The 23,154-nt window shown below is 52.3% G+C and carries 19 protein-coding genes and 1 riboswitch; of the genes, 11 read left to right on the top strand and 8 right to left on the bottom strand.

Translation table 11 applies throughout. The features are described 5' to 3' along the window. Nucleotides 1-74 precede the first annotated feature (74 nt). The 4 genes from P1U47_RS14935 (at nucleotide 75) to P1U47_RS14950 (ending at nucleotide 4,700) form a co-directional block, all read left to right on the top strand. Nucleotides 75-704: a glutathione S-transferase family protein gene (locus P1U47_RS14935; protein ID WP_301030008.1), complete on the top strand. Its 630-nt coding sequence runs from the start codon at nucleotides 75-77 to the stop codon at nucleotides 702-704. A 525-nt stretch (nucleotides 705-1,229) separates the two neighbouring features. Next, nucleotides 1,230-2,411 (top strand): 2-hydroxyacyl-CoA dehydratase subunit D, encoded by a 1,182-nt coding sequence (locus P1U47_RS14940; RefSeq protein ID WP_301030009.1) that lies wholly within the window; start codon nucleotides 1,230-1,232, stop codon nucleotides 2,409-2,411. Next, nucleotides 2,411-3,766 carry a 2-hydroxyacyl-CoA dehydratase subunit D gene (locus P1U47_RS14945; RefSeq protein WP_301030010.1) on the top strand — a complete coding sequence of 452 codons (1,356 nt, stop codon included), beginning with the start codon at nucleotides 2,411-2,413 and terminating at the stop codon, nucleotides 3,764-3,766. The genes P1U47_RS14940 and P1U47_RS14945 overlap by 1 nt, the downstream gene beginning before the upstream one ends. Before the next feature lie 34 nt (nucleotides 3,767-3,800). Further along, nucleotides 3,801-4,700 carry an acyl-CoA dehydratase activase gene (locus tag P1U47_RS14950; protein WP_301030011.1) on the top strand — a complete coding sequence of 300 codons (900 nt, stop codon included), beginning with the start codon at nucleotides 3,801-3,803 and terminating at the stop codon, nucleotides 4,698-4,700. A gap of 388 nt (nucleotides 4,701-5,088) precedes the next feature. Here the strand turns inward: P1U47_RS14950 and P1U47_RS14955 are convergent, their stop codons facing one another. From P1U47_RS14955 to P1U47_RS14990, 8 genes are all read right to left on the bottom strand, one after another. Beyond that, entirely contained in the window at nucleotides 5,089-6,207 is a 1,119-nt protein-coding gene (locus tag P1U47_RS14955; RefSeq protein WP_301030012.1) for an NAD(P)-dependent alcohol dehydrogenase, read from the bottom strand. 158 nt (nucleotides 6,208-6,365) lie between these two features. After that, complete coding sequence (locus P1U47_RS14960) at nucleotides 6,366-7,103, bottom strand: TetR/AcrR family transcriptional regulator (protein WP_301030013.1); 738 nt, start codon at nucleotides 7,101-7,103, stop codon at nucleotides 6,366-6,368. Between the two features lie 145 nt (nucleotides 7,104-7,248). Then, nucleotides 7,249-8,892 (bottom strand): AMP-binding protein, encoded by a 1,644-nt coding sequence (locus P1U47_RS14965; protein WP_301030014.1) that lies wholly within the window; start codon nucleotides 8,890-8,892, stop codon nucleotides 7,249-7,251. A 46-nt stretch (nucleotides 8,893-8,938) separates the two neighbouring features. Further along, nucleotides 8,939-11,149: a TonB-dependent receptor gene (locus P1U47_RS14970; protein ID WP_301030015.1), complete on the bottom strand. Its 2,211-nt coding sequence runs from the start codon at nucleotides 11,147-11,149 to the stop codon at nucleotides 8,939-8,941. An 87-nt stretch (nucleotides 11,150-11,236) separates the two neighbouring features. After that, the gene (locus tag P1U47_RS14975) at nucleotides 11,237-12,028 is read right to left on the bottom strand and encodes an SDR family oxidoreductase (RefSeq protein ID WP_301030016.1); all 792 of its coding nucleotides are present in this window, start codon (nucleotides 12,026-12,028) and stop codon (nucleotides 11,237-11,239) included. A gap of 560 nt (nucleotides 12,029-12,588) precedes the next feature. Next, entirely contained in the window at nucleotides 12,589-13,716 is a 1,128-nt protein-coding gene (locus P1U47_RS14980) for a thiolase family protein (RefSeq protein WP_301030017.1), read from the bottom strand. 174 nt (nucleotides 13,717-13,890) lie between these two features. Then, the gene (locus tag P1U47_RS14985; protein ID WP_301030018.1) at nucleotides 13,891-15,162 is read right to left on the bottom strand and encodes an AmpG family muropeptide MFS transporter; all 1,272 of its coding nucleotides are present in this window, start codon (nucleotides 15,160-15,162) and stop codon (nucleotides 13,891-13,893) included. A 114-nt stretch (nucleotides 15,163-15,276) separates the two neighbouring features. Beyond that, the gene (locus P1U47_RS14990; protein ID WP_301030019.1) at nucleotides 15,277-15,759 is read right to left on the bottom strand and encodes a YajQ family cyclic di-GMP-binding protein; all 483 of its coding nucleotides are present in this window, start codon (nucleotides 15,757-15,759) and stop codon (nucleotides 15,277-15,279) included. A 95-nt stretch (nucleotides 15,760-15,854) separates the two neighbouring features. Here P1U47_RS14990 and P1U47_RS14995 point away from each other — a divergent pair, with 95 nt between their 5' ends. From P1U47_RS14995 to bluB, 7 genes are all read left to right on the top strand, one after another. After that, complete coding sequence (locus P1U47_RS14995) at nucleotides 15,855-16,799, top strand: ketopantoate reductase family protein (RefSeq protein ID WP_301030020.1); 945 nt, start codon at nucleotides 15,855-15,857, stop codon at nucleotides 16,797-16,799. Nucleotides 16,800-16,863: 64 nt separating this feature from the next. Then, nucleotides 16,864-17,046: riboswitch (cobalamin riboswitch) on the top strand. A gap of 89 nt (nucleotides 17,047-17,135) precedes the next feature. Next, complete coding sequence (locus P1U47_RS15000; protein WP_301030021.1) at nucleotides 17,136-19,007, top strand: TonB-dependent receptor; 1,872 nt, start codon at nucleotides 17,136-17,138, stop codon at nucleotides 19,005-19,007. Nucleotides 19,008-19,080: 73 nt separating this feature from the next. Continuing rightward, entirely contained in the window at nucleotides 19,081-19,689 is a 609-nt protein-coding gene (cobO, locus tag P1U47_RS15005) for a cob(I)yrinic acid a,c-diamide adenosyltransferase (RefSeq protein WP_008251527.1), read from the top strand. Between the two features lie 2 nt (nucleotides 19,690-19,691). After that, nucleotides 19,692-20,570, top strand: coding sequence for a cobalamin-binding protein (locus P1U47_RS15010; protein WP_301030022.1), 879 nt, complete (start codon nucleotides 19,692-19,694; stop codon nucleotides 20,568-20,570). Further along, entirely contained in the window at nucleotides 20,557-21,555 is a 999-nt protein-coding gene (locus P1U47_RS15015; protein ID WP_301030023.1) for an iron ABC transporter permease, read from the top strand. Before P1U47_RS15010 ends, P1U47_RS15015 begins: the two co-directional genes overlap by 14 nt. After that, nucleotides 21,555-22,334, top strand: a complete 780-nt coding sequence (locus P1U47_RS15020; RefSeq protein ID WP_301030024.1) for an ABC transporter ATP-binding protein — start codon at nucleotides 21,555-21,557, stop codon at nucleotides 22,332-22,334. Before P1U47_RS15015 ends, P1U47_RS15020 begins: the two co-directional genes overlap by 1 nt. Beyond that, nucleotides 22,331-22,987, top strand: a complete 657-nt coding sequence (gene bluB / locus P1U47_RS15025; RefSeq protein ID WP_301030025.1) for a 5,6-dimethylbenzimidazole synthase — start codon at nucleotides 22,331-22,333, stop codon at nucleotides 22,985-22,987. Before P1U47_RS15020 ends, bluB begins: the two co-directional genes overlap by 4 nt. Nucleotides 22,988-23,154 lie beyond the last annotated feature (167 nt).

The following is a 23,154-nucleotide window of genomic DNA, read 5'->3' on the forward strand; positions in this document are numbered from 1 at the left end:
GCGTACAACAACGCCTAGACGACACGGACTTACGCTAAGCAGTACTTCAAACCACAAAACAATAAGGAATGAATATGATTACCGTATACCACTTAGGCGTTTCCCAATCCGACCGCATTGTTTGGCTGATGGAAGAGCTAGGGTTGCCCTACCAGCTGGAATGGTTTGACCGCGGTCCAGACGGGCTAGCGCCGCCGGCCTACCTCGCCCTTCATCCTGCGGCAACTGCACCGGTAATTCGCGACGGCGACAGGGTGTTGGCAGAGTCCGCAGCGATCTGTGAATACATCTGTAATCGCTACGCCAAGGGTAAACTCAGCGTAAATGCCGAGCAGGACAATTACGCCGATTACCTGTATTGGATGCAAATGAACAGCAATCTATTGGGGCTATTCTTTGCCAAAGCGGCGGCTGGCGAGAAAACCGACAGTAATGCCATGATACTCAGCGCCATGGAGCGCAGAGAAAAGGACTACTACAGCTTGCTCGATCAACGCCTGTCAGAAGCACCTTATTTGGCTGGCGAGGCATTTAGCTGCGCCGACATTATGATTATGTTCAACCTCACCTCACTGCCACTATTCGGCGGTCGCAGCATCGATGACATGGCCAACATCTCGGCCTATGTTCAGCGCATCAGCCAACGCCCTGCCTACATAAAAGCTATGCAGATTGCCGGCCCCCAAGCGCAGCGCGCCAGTTAAAGCGCACCCAAGCTGAACCAATATTCGCGACAGCGAGTATTGGTTTACTCAACAGCGAACAAAAGAATAACCGACAGCGGCGAGACTGCATGCTCGCGCGCCAATGCCGTACGCTAGCCGCGCAACCTCGACTCACAAGTTTGAATCCAAAATAAAGTCCAAACTGCAAGCACACGCCACGACTTAACAATAAAATGAGTTAAACTCACCAAAATAGAAAAATAGCATCAAAAACCAACAAACAGAAATATGAATTCATTCTCAAAAAGCACTACACACCTTCAAAAAAATAAATAAATACCGTTAATAATCAGCATATTATAACCAATCATCGCCGCCAAAAAAGAAACACAAAGGGATAATCTTGACATGCTGAGTATTACTCAGCTAACATAATAAACACTTGCGCTAGGCCATACCAAGCGAGCACAGGGCATCAGCATAAAATGCGCAACGCCCACAAGCTCTAACCGCAACCTACCTGCTGGCCGGCCTATTTCATGCCAATACAAGAGCAGAATATTTATGAATGAAAACCGAGCAGATGCACTCCAGACGATGAAAAACATCGCAGCTCACCCAGAGCTTTACATTGCCGACTGGAAAAGTAAGCAGAAAATGCCAGTCATTGGCATCTTCCCCATGAACTTTCCTGTAGAAATTATTGCGGCTACGGGCGCCTTACCCGTCATTATTCAAGACAGCAAGGAGCCCATCTCTGAAGGCAACAGCCTGCTCGCAGAATTTTACTGTGGCTACACCCGCAGCATTGCCGACCAAGCGGCTAAAGGCATGCTCGATATTTTTGACGCCTTCATGAACGCCGACCACTGCATTCAACTGCTAGGGTCAGTGGATGTGGTGCGCGAGCTGCTACCCGACAAGCCGGTTTACTTTGAGCACCTAATTGCCGCCATGGACGACTCTTGGACCAAAACCCAAGTACAGGAAAAAATAGAGGCTTTTATCATTGAAGCCGAGCGAGTTACGGGGCAACCCATTAGCGACGAAGCCTTACTCGCCTGCATTCAGTCCAACAACAAGAATCGCCAACTATTAAGAAACATCTTTGCTGCACGCCGCAATGGCGACGCTCAATTCTCGCCGGCAGAGCTGCAGGCCATGATTGTGTCGAGCATGATTATGGACAAGAACGAGCACTCGGCTTTACTAGAATCTGTCTTAGCGGATGCCGTGGCAAAACCCAGAGACCAGCGCATTCGCCTCCATCTCTCTGGCCATTTCTGCCATGCCCCTAGAGTCGAATTATTTGAGCTACTGGAAGACTGCGGCGCCGTTATTGTTGACGACGACCTGTATACCGGCGCCCGCTACATCTCTACCGACATCAAAGAATCAATGCCGCCAAGAATGGCACTGGCCGACTGGTATTTTGCCAGAAATGAAACAATTCCCTGCCCAACCCGCGTACAAAAGACCGTCGACTGGGATAGCTATCTACTCAACGCGCTAGACAATAGCGGCGCCGAAGGCGTGATTGTAGTGATGGCCAAGTTCTGCGAAGCCCATATGTTTTATTACCCTGAGCTACGCAAAACCCTCAACACTCACAATATTCCCCACCTACTAATCGAAACAGAGCACGAGGGCATGCCGGTGGAAACCATCCGCACCCGAGTGGAAGCCATGATCGAGCGGATACGACGCAAGTCACCCACCCGCCAAATCACACAGGAGTCAGCGTAATGAGCAGCGCAACACCAAGCAGTGTAAACCGCCTGAAAAGCAACGACGCAGGGCGCCACATGATCGCAGATTACTGGGATCGCATTTTTACCGCCAATGAGCGGGACGCCCAACTGGTGTGGTATAACGGCGCCGCCCTCAACCCTATTTTCCAGGCCGCTGGTCTTGAATGGGCCCACGGCGAGGCCTTTGCCGCGCGGCTCTCTGCCCAAAAATTAGAGAAATCCGCTCAGCTGGCCGCTCAAGAATACGGCTACGTAGGCGAGCTGTGCTCCTATGCTCGCACCCACCTAGGTACCGCGCTTTTAGCAAGGCAAGCGAAAGAAAAATATAGCAAAGGCATTGTTGACGACGCCGAGCGCGACGACTTAGCCAGCCGCCTACCCATGCCTAATTTTATTGTTAATTGCTATGCCGGCTGCAGCACCGGCCAGCAGTGGGACGAGATCACCCACCGGATACTGGGCAAAGAAACACCTATTTTTAATGTGTCACTCCCCTTTTTGTGGAGCAACCGACCCGACGCGGGCTATTTAAAAGGCCAAGAATGGGAAGAAGCATCCGATTACGTTGCCGCGCAACTCTATAAGTTAATCGACTTTATCGAAGTGCAAACCGGCCGCCCCTTTGACTGGGACGCCCTGCGCCAAGGTATGAAGTACATCAAAGAAGCCTCAGAAATTCGCCGCGAGGCCATGGCCATGTGCGCCAACCTGCCTGCGCCCGCCACCTTCTGGGATTGGATAGCCAGCGTTGCCCACATCAACTTTTTACCGGCCGGACCGGAATTGGTGGAGTACTTCAGCAATATTCGGGACGAAATTGCCCATCGCGTCGCCAGCGGCGAAAGCGCGATTAAGGATGAAAAATACCGCCTCTACTTTGACGGCATTATGAACTGGAACAAGCTCGGCACCCTCGCCAGAGTATTCGCCGAGCGCAAAGTTGCCATCGTAGCCGGCCGCTACACCCACAATGCCTTCTGGCAGGAACCCCAATTAATCGACACCGATGACCCGATACGCGGCATGGCGCAACATTACTTGCTCTGCCCAACCAATCACGGCTTTCAAACCATTAAACACTTCACCAAGCACGACTGCGAACTGTATGGCCTAGACGGCATCGTATTTCATTCAACCCGCACCTGCCGTGCATTTACTGGGCCGCAACAAATGCTCGCCAAGGCCATGCAAAAAGAAATGGGCCTGCCATCGATTTTCTTTGAGGGCGACGTTGCCGATGAATCATTCTATAAAGGTGAACTGCTGGAAAGCCGCTTAGAAGCCATGTTAGAAACCATTGACGTGCGCCGCTCTAGAGACTTTATAGCATCATCCGCGTCCAACGCCTGATTGCACGCCTCTTAACCGGGGCAAGGAAACACATATGAGCACAGCGTATTTTATGGGTGTTGATCTGGGTTCAACTACCGCTAAGGCAGTCGTTCTAGACGATCAAGCCAAGGTGCTAAGCGCCCACATTGTGCAAATGGGGGCAGTGAGTCGGCGCGGCATGGAGCAAGCGGTAGAAAGCGCACTTGCCAGCGCAGGCATCACTCAAAAGGATGTCAGCTACACCATCGGCACCGGTTATGGCCGCCGCTTGGTACCCGAGGTCGGACGCACGTTTACCGAAATCACCTGCCATGCCCGAGGCGTGGCCGCACTGTTTCCTGAAGCCAACTTGGTTATTGACATTGGCGGGCAAGACAGCAAAGTGATTGCCTTAGACGAACAGGGGCTGGTAGACAACTTTGCCATGAATGATCGCTGCGCCAGCGGTACCGGCCGCTTCTATGAAGTGCTCGCCCGCGCGCTAGAATGCGACATTAGCGAAGTTGGCGTACTGGCAATGAAGGGGACTCAAGATTTAGAAGTGAGCACCATGTGCGCCACGTTTGCCGAAACCGAAATTATTTCACTGCTGGCCGAAGGCGCTGACCCAGCCGATGTTGCCGCCTCGGTACACCGCGCCATCGCTCACCGCGCCCTAGGCTTAGTGGCCATGGTGGGCAAGCGCGATGGCATTATCATGACCGGCGGCGTTGCCAAAAACCCCGCCGCGGTGCATTTTTTGGAAGCGGCATTAAAGCAAAAAATGCAGGTCCCCGATGACCCGCAAATTATGGGCGCCTATGGCGCGGCGCTGCTGGCCTTAGAAATCTCAAGCGGTCGGCAAATCACACAATACGATCCAGAAAAAATACAAGCCCTAGAGAGCAAAGTAGAAGCCGCGTTTAAACCCAAAAACCGCAGCATTCCCGACTGCGTAAAATGCACAACGTAAGCACGCTAAACGCTTACAACAGTGTATTGATATTGCACATTGTAAAACCTAATGAGTCGAAAATTCATCGCACGCATTACATGCGGAAAAACCGGCGTTTCCCAGCTTATCAACCACAAGAAAATCGACAGTAGCTCAGCCGTATTACTCCCGCTAAGCGCCGCAATTTAGCCCCCAAAGTAATCCCCCCAAAACTTTTCAGCTAGCTTACCAACACACTGTCGCGGCGAACGGGGCAAAACCTAAATTCACCACAAAAAAAGCCCGATAATTTACCTTATCGGGCAATAGCTGGCTAAAAAGGGTGAGTTTAACCAGTTTTTAAGTAGCGCCTGAATCACGTTCAACTCAACAGACGCTAAGCTTAAATTCACATTCGTTTGTCCATTTAAAAAATAAGTACTGGCTTAACAACCGCACCGCTCACCGACGCCTGCGCGGCTTCATTGATTTGAGCAAACGGAAATGTCTTAACCATACGGTCGAAGGGAAAACGACCTTCTTGGTACCACGCCGCCATCCGTGGAATGAACTCCTGCGGATCGGAATCGCCCTCGATAATGGCCTTCACGGTAATCCCGCGGCCGAGCATACTCATCATATTAGCGGGCAGCATTGCATCTGCAGGTGGAATGCCGAGCAGCCCAAGCTGCCCGCCTGTCAACAGAGCTTCAATTCCCACCGCAACCACGTCCGGACGACCCGTGGTGTCGAGCGCAAATTGCACTCCGCCATTTAACTTGCGTACCTCCGCCAACACATCAACCCCCGCAGACGGATCAATAACATGGGTCGCACCAAGCTCCATGGCAAGGGCTCGGCGCTCGGCATTCGGCTCAACTACAATCACTTCGCCGGCGCCCACTGCGCGTGCGCCGAGCAAAGCACTGAGGCCTACAGCGCCGCCACCAAAGATAAGCAGTGAATTTCCCGGCCCAACCCCCAAGGAGTTCACCGCGGCGCCAGCGCCAGTTTGCACGCCGCAACCCAGCGGGCCCATCTTTGCTAAGGGCAGGCTCTTGTCAATAACAACTGCGTTAGACATTCGCGCTATTGCAAAGGTCGCAAAGGACGACTGCCCAAAGAACATCGCATTAATCGGTTCACCGTTCTGCGTCAATGGCGTAGATTGATCGGCGATACGCCGACCAGAGGTATTAATTTCAAAGAAGCTATAGCAGTAAGCAGGTTTATCACTATCACAGTTCGGACACCCACCACAGGAATCAAAGCTAAGCACAACATGATCCCCGACCTTAATTTTATCGACCTGAGCACCCGTCTCCCTAATAATTCCGGCGCCTTCGTGGCCAACGACCATAGGCAGCGACACTGGGTAATCACCGTCTCGGCAGGCAATGTCGGTGTGGCACATGCCGCAGCCGACCATCTCAACAAGCACCTCATCATCGCGTAGCGGCGCGAGTTCCATGTCTTCGATTACCCACGGGGCACCAGTGTTTCTGATTACCGCAGCTTGTATGGTTTTAGGTATTTGGGAAGCCAAAATTTTTCTCCTTATTGCTCCGTGCGGGAGCCTTCGTATAAAGTCCATCTCGGTGGGCGCCATCCTCAGGGCCCGCGCCCATCGCACACCTATTTTCAGCGTTAAGATAGCGCCCATACAATCTAATCACTGTGATAAAATTTGCGCTATCGGTGCGACTAATCTAGGTGCAGGGGCTTTTCATCCGCAGCAGTGCCTTGTAGCTGCTTCATCGCCGCGTCAATTTCCTTAACACCTTTTTCTATTGCCGCCATTGAGCGATTAAAAACCTCAACATCGACCGGTGGCTCAACGGCCAAACCTTTAAACACAATATCGGTAATCAAATCTGCAGAGCCATCAAGTGAAAAATCGACGCCTGCTTGCAAGTACGACCACACCTCATGCTCGATGGTACCGAAAATCATATTTCGCACCATTGATGCCGGTACATCGCTACGAAAAACACCTTGGTTTATCGCATCCTCTATGACCATTTTGGTATGAGAGGTAAAGCGCTTATTTAAAGCGTAAATCCTAGATGAGCGGAAATCAGGCTCACTGCGAATTACCATCAACACAAATTTCGACAGCGCAGGTTCTGAATAAATAACCCAGAGGCTGTACCAAATAACTTGACGAAGACGATCGTAAATACTGTCGTGCTCCTTCAAAACAGGCGCACCGACCAACAGCTCTTCTACCCAAAACTCAGCCACATGCACCAATAAGTCGTGCCGGCTGGCAAAATAACGATAGATAGTCGCCTCAGATACACCGCAGTCCTGAGCTACTTCAACCGGCGAAAAATTTTCATGACCAACTCGGCCAAGATGACGCTTGGCCTTAACTAAAATACTGGCAATCCGGTCTTCTCTCGACATGCGGACATTAGTACTGGGTTTCTTTTCTGCCATCTGCTGCTCCTCACTTCTTACGCGCGCAAATACTATCACAGACAGCTCCGTACACTGGCGGCTTACATAACATTCTCGCTAAAATTAAAGTGCGCTAACAATCCCTTGCCTGATCATCCCTTCAGCTCAAGCAAGCCCGAGCGCCCTAAGCCTTTAAGGCCGATTTTTTATCAATATCATGCAGTATCAAATCGCCTTTGACGGCCAAATCTCGGAGGGCAAATTTTTGCACCTTTCCCGACGGCGTTAGCGGAAAATCGTCGACTATAGCCCATTTAACAGGTGATTTATGAGGCGACAAATGTGCCCTACAGTGACTAAATAGCACATCGAAATTTGGCGGCTCACAGCCTTTTTCTGGAATAATGATCGCAGCGATTACTTCACCCCAATACGGATCGGGAATACCAATAACACTCGCTTGGTTAATCGCCGGATGATTAAATAAAACCTCTTCGATCTCACGGGGGTAAATATTCATTCCACCGCGAATAATCATATCTTTGAGGCGGCCCGTAATTTTAATATACCCGCGCTCATCCATTACCCCGGAATCACCAGTGCAGAGCCAACCGTCCTCGCGAATGGTCTTTTTCGTCGCCTCTTCCGCATTGTAGTAAGCCAACATATTTTGGTAGCCGCGCACGCAAATCTCACCAGCCTCACCAATCGGCTGAATCTCGCCGGTTTCAGGATCAATAAGACACACTTCCGCATGCGGTAAAGGCAGGCCCAGCGTACTGCTCTGGTCCTCGGCGCTATCTTCCACGCGCGTCTGACTGACCACACCATTTACTTCGGTCTGACCAAATAGAATCACTAAATTGCAGTTAAACGCTTCTTTGGTCCGATACACCAGCTCCTTGGGCACATCAGCTGCACCGGTGAGAATAGTGGTAACCGAAGACAGATTGCGCTTGGCAAAAGAAGGGCTTTCCATCATTGCCAATATCATTGTGGGAACGAGCAAAGAGACATTGCCTTTCTCGGTCTCAAACAAATCAAGTATTAATTCTGGTTCAAAGCCGGGCACAATAACGTAAGTGCCGCGCTGGGCTAATGTGCCTAACGAGGTAACCACTGTGCCAGCAATATGAAACATGGGCATCGCGTTCACCCACACCCCGCCAACAGGGAAGCCCGCTCGTTTAGCCACAAACCGCGAGGTATTTACCGCGCCAAAATGGTGTAAACAGGCGCCCTTTGGCACACCGGTTGTACCCGAGGTAAACTGAATTTGTAAAATAGAGCGCGGCGGAATGTCCGGCAGTATTATCGACAAATCGGCGCCCTCAGAAAACTCGTCAAGCGCTTCTATAGAGATCGCTTTGCAAGCCAATTTCTCGCCAATTTTTTCAAGCATTGCACCAAGATTTCGACCGCGATACTCAGGTTTATAAAACGCCGCTTTAGCATCACACTGGCTCAAAATTGTTGCAACTTCTTGCTCACCGTAAGCGGGGTTAACCGGCACCAAAACGATGCCAGCCAAACTCATTGCATGCTGCAACAACACCCATTCTGCACAGTTTGGCGACACAATGGCGATCTTGTCGCCTTGAGTGAATTCTGACAATAGCCCGCGCGCAAGTGTTTCTGCGGTTTGCAAAAGCTCTTGATAAGTCCAGCGCCGGCGCGCATGAACATCTTCTACGCCATCAACCAAGGCAATCCGCTTAGGGCACTCAGCAGCAACTTCTCGCAATAGATCACCGGCAGAAACCTCCCATAAATCTTCAGAAATATCTTTTTGCCAATACGATTGGGTTAACGGAAACGATTGCGCCATCTGAACCACCTCTAAGCCTTGTTAACTATTTTTATTTAAATCAATTTTAAAATTCGTAACGTACTTCTACGCCGTAAACTCGCCCTTCATTAAAAGCGGTAAAGCTAGGTGTTGGCTTAGGACCACTACCGTCACCACCAAAACTTTCAATATCCGGAAGCAGTGAATCATTGGTGTTATTCACTTCATTAAGCAGATTACGGGCAAATATCGCATAGCGAAATTTGCTGTCATCTGGAAGTATCGCAACATTCAAATCGAGCATATCTACCGGATTGTAGTAACCCAAATTATTCTCGAGATGATATGCCTTATCTCTGTGGCTAAAGGACAAGCGCGTAGAAACCATACCAAAATCGTCAAAGGGCTGATCGACAATAATATGCGCGCCGTAAGTCAATTTTGATGCTCGGGGAAGATGTAGATTTTTGTCTTTAGAATTAATCTCACCATCGCCATCAATATCATAGCGCAGTGACTTGTATTGGTCATCTAGGTAGCCAACAAAGCCGCCCACCAAGATATGATCGGTGATTGAAACCTGCCCATCTAATTCAAACCCTTGAATTTCAACTTCGCCAACATTTTGAATAAGCTGAGCAATGCCCACGCCTTCAATTGGCACCTGAACCTCGCGCTGAATATCCTTGATGGTGTTATGGAAAACCGCCGCATTCAACTGTGCGCGGCCGTCCAAGAATTTCGACTTCATGCCGATTTCAAAGGAATCTTGCTCTTCTGAATCAAACGGGCCTGGAGGCGCACCAGGTACGGTAGAACGGAAATTATAGCCACCGCTGCGGAAACCGCGCGAGAAAGCGCCGTAAAAGTTCACGTCGTCGCTCATAAAATACTGAAAGCCAATACGCGGAGAAAGATCATACCAAGACTCGTCGTCTTCAAAGTCGGGAGTAAAATCACGACTGGCATAGCTGCCACCGCCCGCTCGAATCGTACCAATGCTGGCGTCTTTCTTTTCTTCGGTATAACGCAGACCAAGGTTTAAGGTGAGCTGTTCATTAAGATGCCAATCAACGGAGTTAAAAACACCCAGCACGTCTGTGTCGCCTTCACCACCACCGCCACGAACCACGCTGCCACCACCTAAGATGCGCTCTTCAACGTACATCAAAGACTGCGTAAAGTAGTAAAGACCACTGGTAACATCGAAATCACCAAAGGTGCCAGCGAAACGCAGTTCATTGCTAAACTGTTCTTGTTCGGTAATTTGATAAAAATGAAAGGAAGTCATCGGCGTACTGTCTATATCACCCAAGGCATCGTTAGTTAATTCACGCCAAGCGAGGATATTGGTGATGGTACCAATTCCGATTTCCCAATTTAGCTCAGTGGTTAGGCCATCAACTTCCAACTCACTAAAGCCCGATTCATTCATGGCAAAATCAAAGCTGTCGCGATCAAACAAGGCGCGGTTTTGCCCTATCGAACCATCACTGGCCGCGCTGGTATGTTCATAGCGAATTATCAATTCAGCATCATCATTGATATCCCAAGCCACAACCGGACGCACTGTAAATTGGTGAGCTGCACCGTGATCGGAGCCATCATAGTCATTGGTATACCAGCCATCGTCATCAGTATAGTAAACCGCCAACTTAGCCCGCACACCACTATCTCCCAGCGGCCCAGACACCGTAAAGTCAGACGTTGTTTGCAAGCCCGTCTCAACGGTTACCCTAGCATCGATACTAAGCTCTTCTGTTGGTCGCTTAGTACGCACCAATACCGCACCACCAGTTACATTACGCCCAAATAAAACTCCTTGAGGGCCACGTAATACCTCTACCGCTTCAAGATCGAAGTTATCCAATAGCACCCCAGCATTAGTACCTAGGTATACACCATCTATAAACACGCCAACGGTTGGATCAATAGACGGACTACCGCTATTTACACCTAGACCGCGAATAGCAAAATTCTGAAATCCTACCGTGGCGCCATTCGTATCCAGCGCAACGTTCGGAATATTAAAACCGATCGAACTAATGTTTTTGAAATTCAGTGCTTCGAGCTGGCTCTCGCCAAACGCTTTAAGGGTCAGTGGCACATCCTGCACATCCTCTACACCGCGTTTTCGGGCAGTAACCACCACCTCTTCCATCATCGCACTTGCTGCGCCGCTTGCTGCGTATGCAGCACCAGAGCCCATACTCAACAGCACCGCTCCCGGCATGGCTAAGCTACAACTTAGTGATAATGTAGAAACGCCAAAACCTAACTTTGAAATATTTTTCATTTTCTCACCATTATTTTTTTCAGTTCGAATGTTAAAAATTCAATCAGCTTGCATAGCCTTAATACCAGCAGACCGCTCCACGCTTTATCAGCCCGCAGAGATTCCGCCGTTAACACTTATCGCCTGACCCGTCACCCGCTTGGCGCCTGGGCCTGACAAGAAAACAATCATCGCGGCCAAATCTTCTGGATCAGCCACGCCTAGATGAGCCAATTTGGCCGCATTAGAAAAGAGTTTTGCGCTAAAAGGGTCTTCCATTACTCGATCGTAAACACTGGTGCCGTCAATTAACGAAGGCGTGATCGCATTCACCCGAATACCGTCGCGTTTTGCCTCAACCGCTAAGGTCCGGCTGAACAGCGTAATTGCCGCCATCCCCGCGCCAATAATTGTTTCGCCTGGGGTCGGCGTTTTGGCCGCATCGGATGCAACGTTCGTAATCACGCCAAACTTCTGCTCTCGCATATAAGGCAGTACAGCGCGACTCATCAACAGCGGCGCAAGTGCCTGCTGATTAAGAATGACGGGGATGTCGTTGATATCGGTATTAAAGAGGAGTTTTGGAACATAGGACGCCGCGGTGGTATTCACAAGGATATCCAGGCCCTCTAATTCTTGGTGAGCCACCGCCGCCACGCGCTCGGCCTCAGCGGGAATATTTGCATCAGCAGCAATAAATATTGCCACGATATCGCTGCGTATTTCGCGAAGCGCCACAATCGCCGCATTGCCTCTATCAATATTGCGACCAACCAAAGCAATTCGGCTGGCTCCCGCCTGCACAAACTGCAGCGCACTAGCCAAACCGACGCCAGAAGTGCCCCCAACAATCACAACTGCGCATTTATTGATTTCTTTCTGAAAAACCGGCTTCGTCATTAAAATAATTCTCCTAGAGAAAACCTGAGGCCTCTTATCTCAACAAGGCTAATTTTTATTCACTCTAGCTGAGGCTAACTCACTATGTCAACAATAAAAGCGTATTTATTTACACTTAAGTGAGGTCGACTCAGCACAAATTTAGACGATTTACCGCGAAACCGGCTTTTCTGAGTTCCAGTATTATTCATATAAAACAATGGATTAGATAAATTATTGCAGGGCCGAGTGAAAATACTATTAGCTAAGTCGGCCTCAGCTAGATAACGTTAAATGCTACTTCACACCTACGTATCAACGGCGCACTTATCGAGTATTAATTGAGGCCTAGCGAGATAATTCTATAGGTAACGAATGCCAACGACTTGTCGACGCTACGCGTTTAAGTAACAACTGGATATACATAGGAAGAGACGCTCTGCCGAGAACTGAAATAGCAGAACGCTTTAGAAGTGATTAAGACAATTCCAGACATGCGGTTTAAATCGTAAAATTCAAACACAGAACATCAAGGGGGGCCACCCACAAAGCGGTGGCCCCGCCAAACTCACAACGCCGGCTTAAACCAACTCGATCGCTATTGCCGTGGCTTCACCGCCACCAATACACAAGCTGGCAATACCGCGTTTCAAGCCGCGATTACGCAGGGCGTGAATGAGGGTCACTACAATCCGCGCTCCCGAGCAGCCCAACGGATGACCAAGCGAACACGCGCCGCCATTCACATTCAATTTCTCTAATGGCACGCCCATGAGCTTGTGCGGCAGCAAGGCCACCATGGCAAAGGCTTCGTTTATTTCAAACAGATCAACATCGGCAACCGCCCAGCCAATATTCTTCAGCAATTTTTCTACTGCGTAGACTGGGGCTATGGGGAACTGCTCTGGCGCGCCGGCGTGGCGCGAATAGCCAACAATTTTGGCCAGCGGCTGGGCATCCAATCCACTGCCAATGAGCAAGGCTGCCGCGCCATCGGAAATGGAACTGGCGTTGGCGGCGGTAATCACCCCGTCTTTTGAAAAAGCGGGGCGCAGCTGGCGAATTTTCTCGGGACGGGCATTGCCTGGCTGCTCGTCTTCGGCACAGCCATCGTGAGCGACTATTTCATTGACGAATGCACCCGCTTTTTGAGCAGCAAGAGCACGCTCCAAAGACATGAGCGCGTAATCATCTAATTCTTCGCGGCTAAACTTGTGCTCCGCCGCGACCTGCTCCGCCACAAGGCCCATCAATTTTCCAGAGTAGGCATCTTCGAGGCCATCTACAAACATGGCATCGCGCATTTGGCCGTGACCCAAGCGGTAGCCTTGGCGAGCGCGGTCCAGCAAATAAGGCGCGAGGCTCATGCTTTCCATACCGCCAGCAATCACCTGCTGGCTGCTGCCCGCCTTAATTTGATCGGCACCGCTCATAATTGCCTGCATACCCGAACCGCAGACCTTACTCACCGTAACGCACGGTGTCGCGGTGCTTAAGCCCGCCTTTATGGCCGCTTGCCGCGCCGGCGCTTGGCCAACACCAGCAGATATAACATTACCCATCAACACTTCGTCGACACGCTCGCTAACATCAAAACCCTCGCACGCGGCCGCAATCGCCGTTGCGCCGAGTTCTGGCGCAGTCGCCTTCACAAACTGGCCGTTTAAGCCGCCCAATGCGGTACGCTTAGCAGAATAAATAAATGTCATTACAGGGTCCTATTGCGGTCGTCTAATATTGGTATTTGCCTTAAAAAGCACGGAAACCACGCGGTTATGAAAGAATTTGCGTTACATTGCCAAAAATAAAGCTACCACAATGTTAGCACAGATCACTTTGCCAACCACCCAACCGAAAGACGGGGCCGCATTTACACCACACCATCAAATGCCATCTCTAGGCTCATTCCACGGCGCCACTTTAAACAACATCAACATCCCCGGAATTGCCACTGCGGTGCACAGCAAGTAAAAACTGGTCCAGCCCACGGCTTCCACAATAATCCCCGTGGTGGCATTGGCAAAGGTGCGCGGCACCGCCGCCAGCGCGGTGAATAAGGCGAATTGGGTTGCCGCGTAAGCTGGCATAGTGGCGCGGGCAATAAACGCGGTAAACGCAGCGGTGCCCAAGCCGACACCAAGGTATTCAAATACAATCACGGTCGCCAGCGCCCAACGGTCGGGGCCAATTTCGGCCAGCGCTGCAAACCCCAAAATACTCAGCACCTGCACCACCCCAAACAACCACAGCGCGCGATTAATCCCGAGGCGAATCATAATCACCCCGCCCGCGAGGCCACCGATAATGGCCGCCGCCAAAGAGGCCGATTTCGCAATAGTGCCAATTTCTGTAAGCGAAAAGCCCAGATCAATATAAAACGGCGACGACAGCGCCGTGGCCATATTGTCACCGAGCTTATACAGGAATAAGAACAGCAATAAATACAATGCACTGGCCCAACCCTTGCGGTTAACGAACTCTTTAAAGGGTTCGACCACGGCGGCCCGCAGGCTGAGCGGCGCGATGCTAGCGTCGACCGCCTCCTCTATCCACAGGGTCATTGCCACGCCAATCAACATAAAGGCGGCCATAACCATAAACACCGTACTCCAGGGCAGGTAGTCACCCAGAATCACCCCAATCGAGCCCGGCACTAAACCCGCCAAGCGATAGGCCTGTACGTGAATGGCATTGCCCAGCCCCAACTCATCGTCGCGCAATAACTCGCGCCGATAGGCATCTAGCACCACGTCTTGGCTAGCACTGCAAAAAGCCACCGCCGCCGCGCCGTAGGCAACAAGGCCCACCGAAAATTTAGGGTCGATAAAGCCGAGCACCGCCATCGACGCGATCAAACCGAACTGGCTGATGATCATCCAGCCCCGCCTGCGCCCCAAAAAGGGCGGCACATAGCGATCCATCAGCGGCGCCCACACAAACTTCCAGTTATAGGGAAAGCCAATCAGCGCAAACAAGCCAATTTCGGCCAAGCCCACGCCCTCACTGCGCAGCCAAGCCGGCACCAACTGAATCAAAAAATACAGCGGTAAGCCCGAGGCAAAGCCAGTTAGCACGCAGATAAACATGTGGCGGTTAAAAATAGCTTGCTGCCAAGACGGCGGCGCTGGCGTTGAAGACGAGGGCTGATCAGTCATAGACGGTTCCGCATAAAGTTGCGCTTATTCTGGCTTGCGGGGAGCAGAATGCAAGGCTGCTGAACTCGGCCCGTGCGCTGACGCAGAAAATAGCATCGGCGCACAGCACCGTAATCAATCGCGGAAATTGGTGAACTGCAGGGGCTGATCCAGCTCTTCGGCGCGCAATACCGCCATCACTTCTTGTAGGTCGTCGCGTTTTTTGCCGGTAACCCGCACTTGCTCGTCTTGAATCTGGCTTTGTACTTTTAATTTGCGGTCTTTAATCAATTTAACGATTTTGCGGGCCACATCTGAGTTCAAACCGCTTTGCATAGTGACCAACTGCTTCACCTGCTTACCCGCGCCCTTCACATCGCCCAGTTCCATGGCCAGTGGATCAATCTTCACTTTAATGAGCGCCGCACGCAGCAGGTCTTCCATCTGCTGCAACTGGAACTCCGCCTCTGCGAACATGGTCACCGTTAGTGCGTCGCGCTCAAAGCGCGCATCCACGCCCTTAAAATCGAAACGGGTTTCTATGACCCGCCCCGCCTGATCAACGGCATTGGTAAAGATGTGTAAATCCACTTCTGAGACAATATCAAACGCTGGCATAGCCTAAATTCCTTTGTTATGTTGCGCCGCGCAGTTTAGCATCCCGAGACTGCGGACTGAATGTGTAGGACCAAGCAAATGTACAGAAAATCACGGTGAGCAACACCGCAAATCCAATATGGTCTATTCTTGGCGCCGGCGCCATTGGCAGCCTATGGGCGAGCTACGCCCAGCGCAGTGGTCAAAGCACTGAGCTTATTTTTCGTGACCGCCGCAGCTTAGCAGCTTATCGCCAGCACGGCGGTATTAGCTTTACTGCCGGTGCCAAAACTGAATTACTCAATATTGCCGCCTGCTGTCCTGAAACTATTAAAGCTCCTATCCAGCAGTTGCTGATCACCACTAAAGCCCAGCAAACCCTCACCGCATTGCAGGCCATAGAAACCCACATTCTGCCCAAGGCCAGCTTGGTGATACTACAAAACGGCCTTGGCATTGCCGAGCAAGTGCAGGCGCAATTCCCCCACGCAAATATCTATCAGGCATCCACCACCGAGGGCGCCTACCGGCCCCAACCCTTTGCGGTAGTCCACGCGGGGCGCGGCCAAACCCTGATAGGCCATGCCCATACCAAAGGTTTAACGCCGCAACTAAGCAGCATTGCCAAGGCGCTGAGTTTCTCGCCGCTAGCCGTCAGCCCGAACAGCAATATAAAAGCCGTGCTGTGGCGCAAGCTGGCAATTAACTGCGCAATCAACCCGCTGACCGCCATTTATCGCTGCCGAAATGGCGAGCTGCTCGACAAACCAGCAGCCCTTGCCCAAATGAGCAGCGTGGTAAATGAGATACTTGAGCTCAGCAAAGCCCTTGGCCTAAACCAAGAGCTAGCCGATCTTCATCAGCAGGTTATTGAGGTTGCCCGCGCCACCGGCAACAATCGCTCCTCAATGCTGCAAGATGTTGAAGCTGGACGAGAAACCGAGATCGACGCGATTACCGGCTATCTGTGCCAGCTGGCCACAAAGCAGGGTTTAAGCCTGCCCTGCAATCAGCAACTGCTCGACGAAGTTCGACGGATTTCACCGCAAAATCACCACTAATACCCTAGGTTTAACCTCCATCTACCGCCCCGCATAATTTGACAAAATAGCGCCATAGCCGTAGAGTGCGCGCCACGTAAGAGGTGCTCAAAACCGCGTAAAGCGCGGCGCTGAGTTAAACGGGAAGTCTGGTGAGGCGCTGTTCGCAAAGAACACCACCAAGTCCGACGCTGCCCCCGCAACGGTAAGCCACTGTCAGCCACAAGACAGGGCAAGCCCGGAACCGGCCTGTTACCGATTCACCCGATGAAGCGGAGGGCTCCATCAGCGGTCGTATACTTGTATATAACCCCTACCCCTCCCTCATTGCTTCCTTTGCTAGCTTTGAGGTTAACCATGAACAAATTCACATTAAGTGCATTAAGCAGTGCTTTAATACTTGCCACCACTGGCGCGTCTGCCCAGACCCACCGCGAGGTGGAAACCACTATCGTCACCGCCACCCGCACCGAGCAATCGATTGCCGACAGCCTGGCACCGGTCACGGTATTTGAACGCGCCGATATCGAGCGTATTCAACCGGTCGACTTACAAGAATTACTGTCGCGCGCGGTGGGCGTGAGCTTTGTTCGCAACGGTGGCCACGGCGCCAATACCAGCCTGTTTCTGCGCGGCAATCAAAGCAACCACACCTTGGTCTTAATCGACGGCGTGCGCATTGGCTCGGCCACCCTCGGCAGCCCGTCGCTAACCAACCTGCCACCAGAGCTTATTGAGCGGGTGGAAATTGTGCGGGGTTCACGCTCTAGCCTGTATGGTTCAGAAGCCATCGGTGGCGTTGTGAATATTATTACCCGCAAATATCACAACACCGACGGCGTGCAGCCGCTCCTACAATTGAGCGCCGGCACCCAAGGTAGCAGCAAAGCCCTCGCCGCGATGAGTGGTGGCAATAGCCAGAGTCAATTTAATCTTAGCGCCCTACAGGAAACCACCGACGGTGTCGACAACACAGAAGACAAGTCAGGTGTTCACGGTGACAAAGACGCCTTTGAACAAACCGCCTTTAACCTGAGTTTGAGCCACAAAATCAACGACCGCGCCAAGGTGTCGGCGCTTTACCAAAACAGCACGAGCGAAAGCGACTACGACAATAACTGCTACGGCACCGGCTTTGTGAAATACAGCTGCTCGCCGTATTCCGACAGCGAAGTCAGCGTTGCCAATATTCGCGGCGAATTCCAATTACTGAAAAACTGGCTGCTGACCTTGTCGGCAGGCGAGTCTAAAGACCAATCACAAATTGACTATCACTACGTCGAAGCTGGCGCCATGGGCGTGAGCGGCGACAATTTTAACACCACCCGCAACATTTACAGCGTGCAAAATGACTGGCTGCTCGGCAAAAACCACGTGCTTACCGCTGGCTTTGAGCGCCTGCTCGACACGGTCAACAGCAACCTCAATTACAACGAAGACAGCCGCGCCAACAAAGCGGTGTTCGCCCAGTGGCAGGCCAACTTTGGCATAGTCGACTTAACAATCGGCGGTCGTAACGACGACAACGAACAGTTTGGCACCTACGACACCGGCAATGCCTCGGTGGGTGTTCAGCTAGCCAAACCCGTTAAACTCATCGCCTCTTACGGTGAGGGCTTTAACGCGCCAACTTTTAATGATCTGTATTACCCCTTCTACGGCGTGTCGACCTTAGAACCAGAAACCTCAGAAAACACTGAATTGGAACTGCGCGTCAATCAAGCTTGGGGCACGTGGAGCGCTAGCTACTTTAATAACGACGTCGACAAGCTCATTCAATACAACCCCGCCACCTATGGCCCGGATCAAATCAAAGGCGCCGAAATAAAAGGCCTTGAGCTCAGCATGGCGACTAGCCTGTATCAATGGAATATCGAGGCCAATGCCACCCTGCTCGATGCCACCGACACCAGCACCGGCAAAGATTTGCGGCGTCGGGCCAGCAAGCAATTTAATATTGATGCAGATCGCCAGTGGCAACAGTGGGGCGCCAGCGCGAGCTTACGCTTTGTTGGCAAACGCTATGAAGACACCGCCAACAACGACGAGCTAGGCAGCTATGCCTTGGTAGACACGGCGGTATCCTATCGTTTTAACGAACAGCTTAGACTCAATTTGGCTTTAAAAAATATTTTTGACCGTGACTATGTCACTGCACGCGGCGGCCTTGGCGACTACCAGCCTATTGGCCCCGAAGCCATGCTGAGCATCACCTACACACCCAAATAAAAGGTATCATTGCCTTTGTTTAAAACGCCGCCACTCGCTAGCGAGTGGCGGCGCACATTTAACAGGTGCCCCTATGACAACCCTGAGCGACGACGAAAAACACCAGAAACGCATGCAAATCAAAAAGGCCATGATCGACGAGAAAGTCGCGCAGGCCACCGAGGAGCGCGGTGTACTCATTGTGTTAAGCGGCCCAGGCAAGGGCAAATCTAGCTCTGGCTTTGGCACAGTGATTCGCGCCTTGGGCCACGGCTACAAAGCCGCGGTAGTGCAATTTATTAAAGGCACATGGGATTGCGGCGAGCGCAATTTTATTCAGCAGCGCTGCCCCGAGGTCCCCTTTATTGTGATGGGTTCCGGTTTTACTTGGGAAACGCAAAACAAAGAACAAGATCGCGAAGCCGCCCAGCAAGCTTGGCAGAAAACCAAACTGCTATTGCAAGATGAAACCATTCATCTGGTATTGCTCGACGAAATCACCTACGTTTTAAAATACGGTTATCTCGACGCCGAAGAAGTTTACGAAGCTCTGCGCAATCGCCCCCGCGAGCAGAGCGTTATTGTTACCGGTCGCGGCGCGCCCGTACCGCTCAAACAACTGGCCGATACCGTGTCGATGATTGACGACACCAAACACGCCTTTCACAACGGCATAAAAGCCCGTAAAGGTGTCGAGTGGTAGCAGTGAAATCCGCTATCGCTTTTGCGCTCATCGCTCTTTTTGCTGCTGGCTCAGCAATGGCCGACATCTGCGTGCAAGATGATAGCGGCGCTGAAGTCTGCCTGAGCAAACCCGCCCAGCGCATTATTGCCCTGTCGCCAGGCGCTACCGAATTAGTCTATGCCGCGGGTGGCGGCGACCAACTGGTGGCCGCCGTCAGTTATTGCGACTACCCCGAAGCAGCAAAAGCACTGCCCCGCGTTGGCAGCTACAATCGCTTTGACCAAGAGGCGATACTGGCGCAAAAGCCCGATCTGCTAATCGCATGGATTGAAGGCAACCCCCGCGAGCAATTGGCCAAACTAAAATCTCTGGGCCTGACTATTTACTATACCCAGCTCAATGATTTTGACGACGTAAGCACTAGCCTAGAAAGGCTGGGCAAGCTGGCCGGCAGTGAAACACAGGCCAAACTCGCGGCGGATAAATTCCGCGCGGGTATTGCCGAGCTAGAAGATCGCTACAGCCAGTCGGCGCCTGTTACCGTGTTCCAGCAAATATGGAGCAACCCTCTAATGACCGTGAATAATGAGCATATTATTAGCGAGGCCACCCGCATTTGCGGCGGCGTGAATGTGTTTGGCAATTTGCCTAATCTCAGCGCCCGCATCGACAACGAAGCGGTACTGGCCGCCGACCCCGAGGCCATTATCGCAGGTGGTATGGGCGAAGAAAATCGCGACTGGCTAGACGAATGGCTGCGCTTTAGCGGCCTTACTGCCGTGCGTCGCAATAACTTATTTTTTATTCCGCCATCGACTATTCAGCGGCCAACCCCGCGCTTACTCGAAGGCACTACCTTGCTCTGCCAACATTTAGAGACCGCCCGTGGCCGTCGTTAAATCCAGCCGCGGAGCACTGCCACGCTTCCTATTGCCGCTAGGTATTTTGGCCTTGCTTACGCTTGCCACCCTCGCGCTTGCAATCACCACCGGCAGCGTCAGTATTTCCAACGCCGAATTGTGGCAGGTTCTGAGCGGCGGCGGCGAACCACTGCACCGCACCTTGGTATTTGAACTGCGCCTGCCCCGCGCCTTATCCGCCTTTGGCGCTGGCGGCTTACTTGCCGTGGCCGGTGCTCTGATGCAAGTGCTGCTGCGCAACCCACTGGCCGACCCCTATATTCTGGGTTTGTCTGGCGGCGCGGCGGTTGGCGCCCTCACCTCCATGCTGCTTGGTCTGAGCGCCGCTGCCGTTTCTGGCTCGGCGTTTATCGGCGCCATGGTATCGGCGGTCACCGTGTTTGGTTTGGCCCATGGCACCGGCAGCTGGACACCAACTCGCCTGTTATTAACCGGTGTGGTTATCGCCTCGGGCTGGGGCGCGGCCATCACCTTTATGCTCGCGGTCAGCCCCAGCGACCAATTGCCGGGGATGTTGTATTGGCTAATGGGCGACCTCGCCTACGCCCGCTCACCGTGGCCAGCACTAATCGTACTCGGCTTAATTTCCATTATTATGTTGCCGCTGGGGCGCAGCTTAAATGTATTGGCTCGCGGCCAAATGCAGGCGGCAGCTTTAGGGGTTTCGGTACGGGCACTGGAGTGGACGATTTATATTGCCGCCAGCCTGCTCACCGCCTTTGCCGTGGTCACTGCTGGCAGCATCGGCTTTGTCGGTTTAATAGTGCCCCATATGCTGCGCTTAGTATTGGGCAACGACCAGCGCCTGATCTTGCCCGCCGCCGCCTTAGCGGGCGGCGCGCTGCTGACCTTGGCCGACACCCTAGCGCGCACCTTGATCGCACCCGAGCAATTACCGGCAGGGGTGATTACCGCGCTAATCGGCGTGCCCACATTCTTATACTTGCTCCACCGGAGCCGCTAATGCTTGCGGCCAAAAATCTCATCATCGACATTCCCGAGCGCAGCAGCGGCACGCCACTGTCCTTCGCAATTAAGCCCGGTGAAACCTGGGGCGTACTCGGCCCCAATGGCGCAGGCAAAACCACCTTGCTCCACACCCTAGCGGGACTGCGCAAACCCCGCAGCGGCACGGTGGAATTAGCGGGCAAAAATATTCAGCAGCTGCGCCGCAAGCAGGTCGCGCAGCAATTGGCGGTGGTTTTTCAAAACAATGGCGAGGGCTTTCCCGCCACGGTATTAGAAACCGCCATGATTGGCCGCCACCCCTTTATTTCGCCCTGGGATATCGAGAGCGCCGAGGATTTAGCCGTCGCCCGCGCCGCCCTGCAAAAATTAGAACTGGCCGATTTAGAGCACCGCCTGATTAGCACTTTATCTGGCGGCGAGCGCCAGCGTTTGGCTATTGCCACTGCGCTAAGTCAAACCCCTAAACTGTGGCTGGCCGACGAACCCAGCAACCATTTAGACTTAAAACACCAAGTACAAATTATGGAGTTATTAGCCGAGCAGGCAACAGCTAACTGCGGCATTGTGCTGTGCCTGCACGATTTAAATTTAGCGGCCCAGTGGTGCGATAAAATTTTACTACTCTACCCCAACGGCGATGCCTGCTGGGGCGATGCCGACACGATGCTCGCCACCCCCGCCTTAGAGAAACTTTATAATCAGCCCCTGCGCAGCATTGTTAGCGACGGCCAGCGCTACTTCATTCCCCTGAGTAGCAGGAACTCAGGTTTATGAATCCAAAGGCCAATAACAACGCTTATAAGCAAGCCGACATCGACACGGTGTATCGGGTGATTGCCGAACGCCGCGACATGCGTCATTTTTGCGGCGGCGAAGTGCCCCACGACACCTTAATGAAATTGCTTGGCGCCGCCCACCTCGCGCCCAGCGTCGGCCTAATGCAGCCCTGGCGCTTTATTCGAATTCAAGATCCCGAGCTGCGTAATTCGCTTTACAACACCGTGCAAGAAGAGCGCATTAAAACCGCCCACGCCTTAAACGAGCGCGAAGACGAGTTTATGCGTTTAAAGGTAGAAGGCGTTAAAGACTGCGCCGAGCTGATTGTTGTCGCCTTAATGGATCAGCGAGAAAAGCATATCTTTGGTCGCCGCACCTTGCCGCAAATGGATTTGGCTTCGGCATCCTGCGCTATTCAAAATCTGTGGCTGGCGGCCCGCGCCGAAGGCTTGGGCATGGGCTGGGTGTCGCTGTTTGATCCCGAGCAAGTAATGCAGCTGCTAAATATGCCCAGCGGCAGCCTACCCATTGCCATACTCTGTCTTGGCCCGGTAGATGAATTTTACCCGCGACCGATGCTAGAAACCGACCAGTGGGCCAAGCGCCAAGCACTCGAGCAACTGATTATGCAAGACGGCTGGCAAGACTAAGGTGCAGGTCTGGCGCTGGGCGTCGGACGTCGGACGTCGGAGGCCGGAGGTCGGAGGCTGCAACACGCTGGATGGGAGACGGGAGAAGCTAAGAGCATTGGGCGGACGTCAGACTAATTTTTAGCGTTCTCCGTCCAGCATCTCCCGTCTCCCTAAATATTTAAATT

The organism is Zhongshania sp. (genome assembly GCF_029212375.1).
Lineage (GTDB): Bacteria > Pseudomonadota > Gammaproteobacteria > Pseudomonadales > Spongiibacteraceae > Spongiibacter.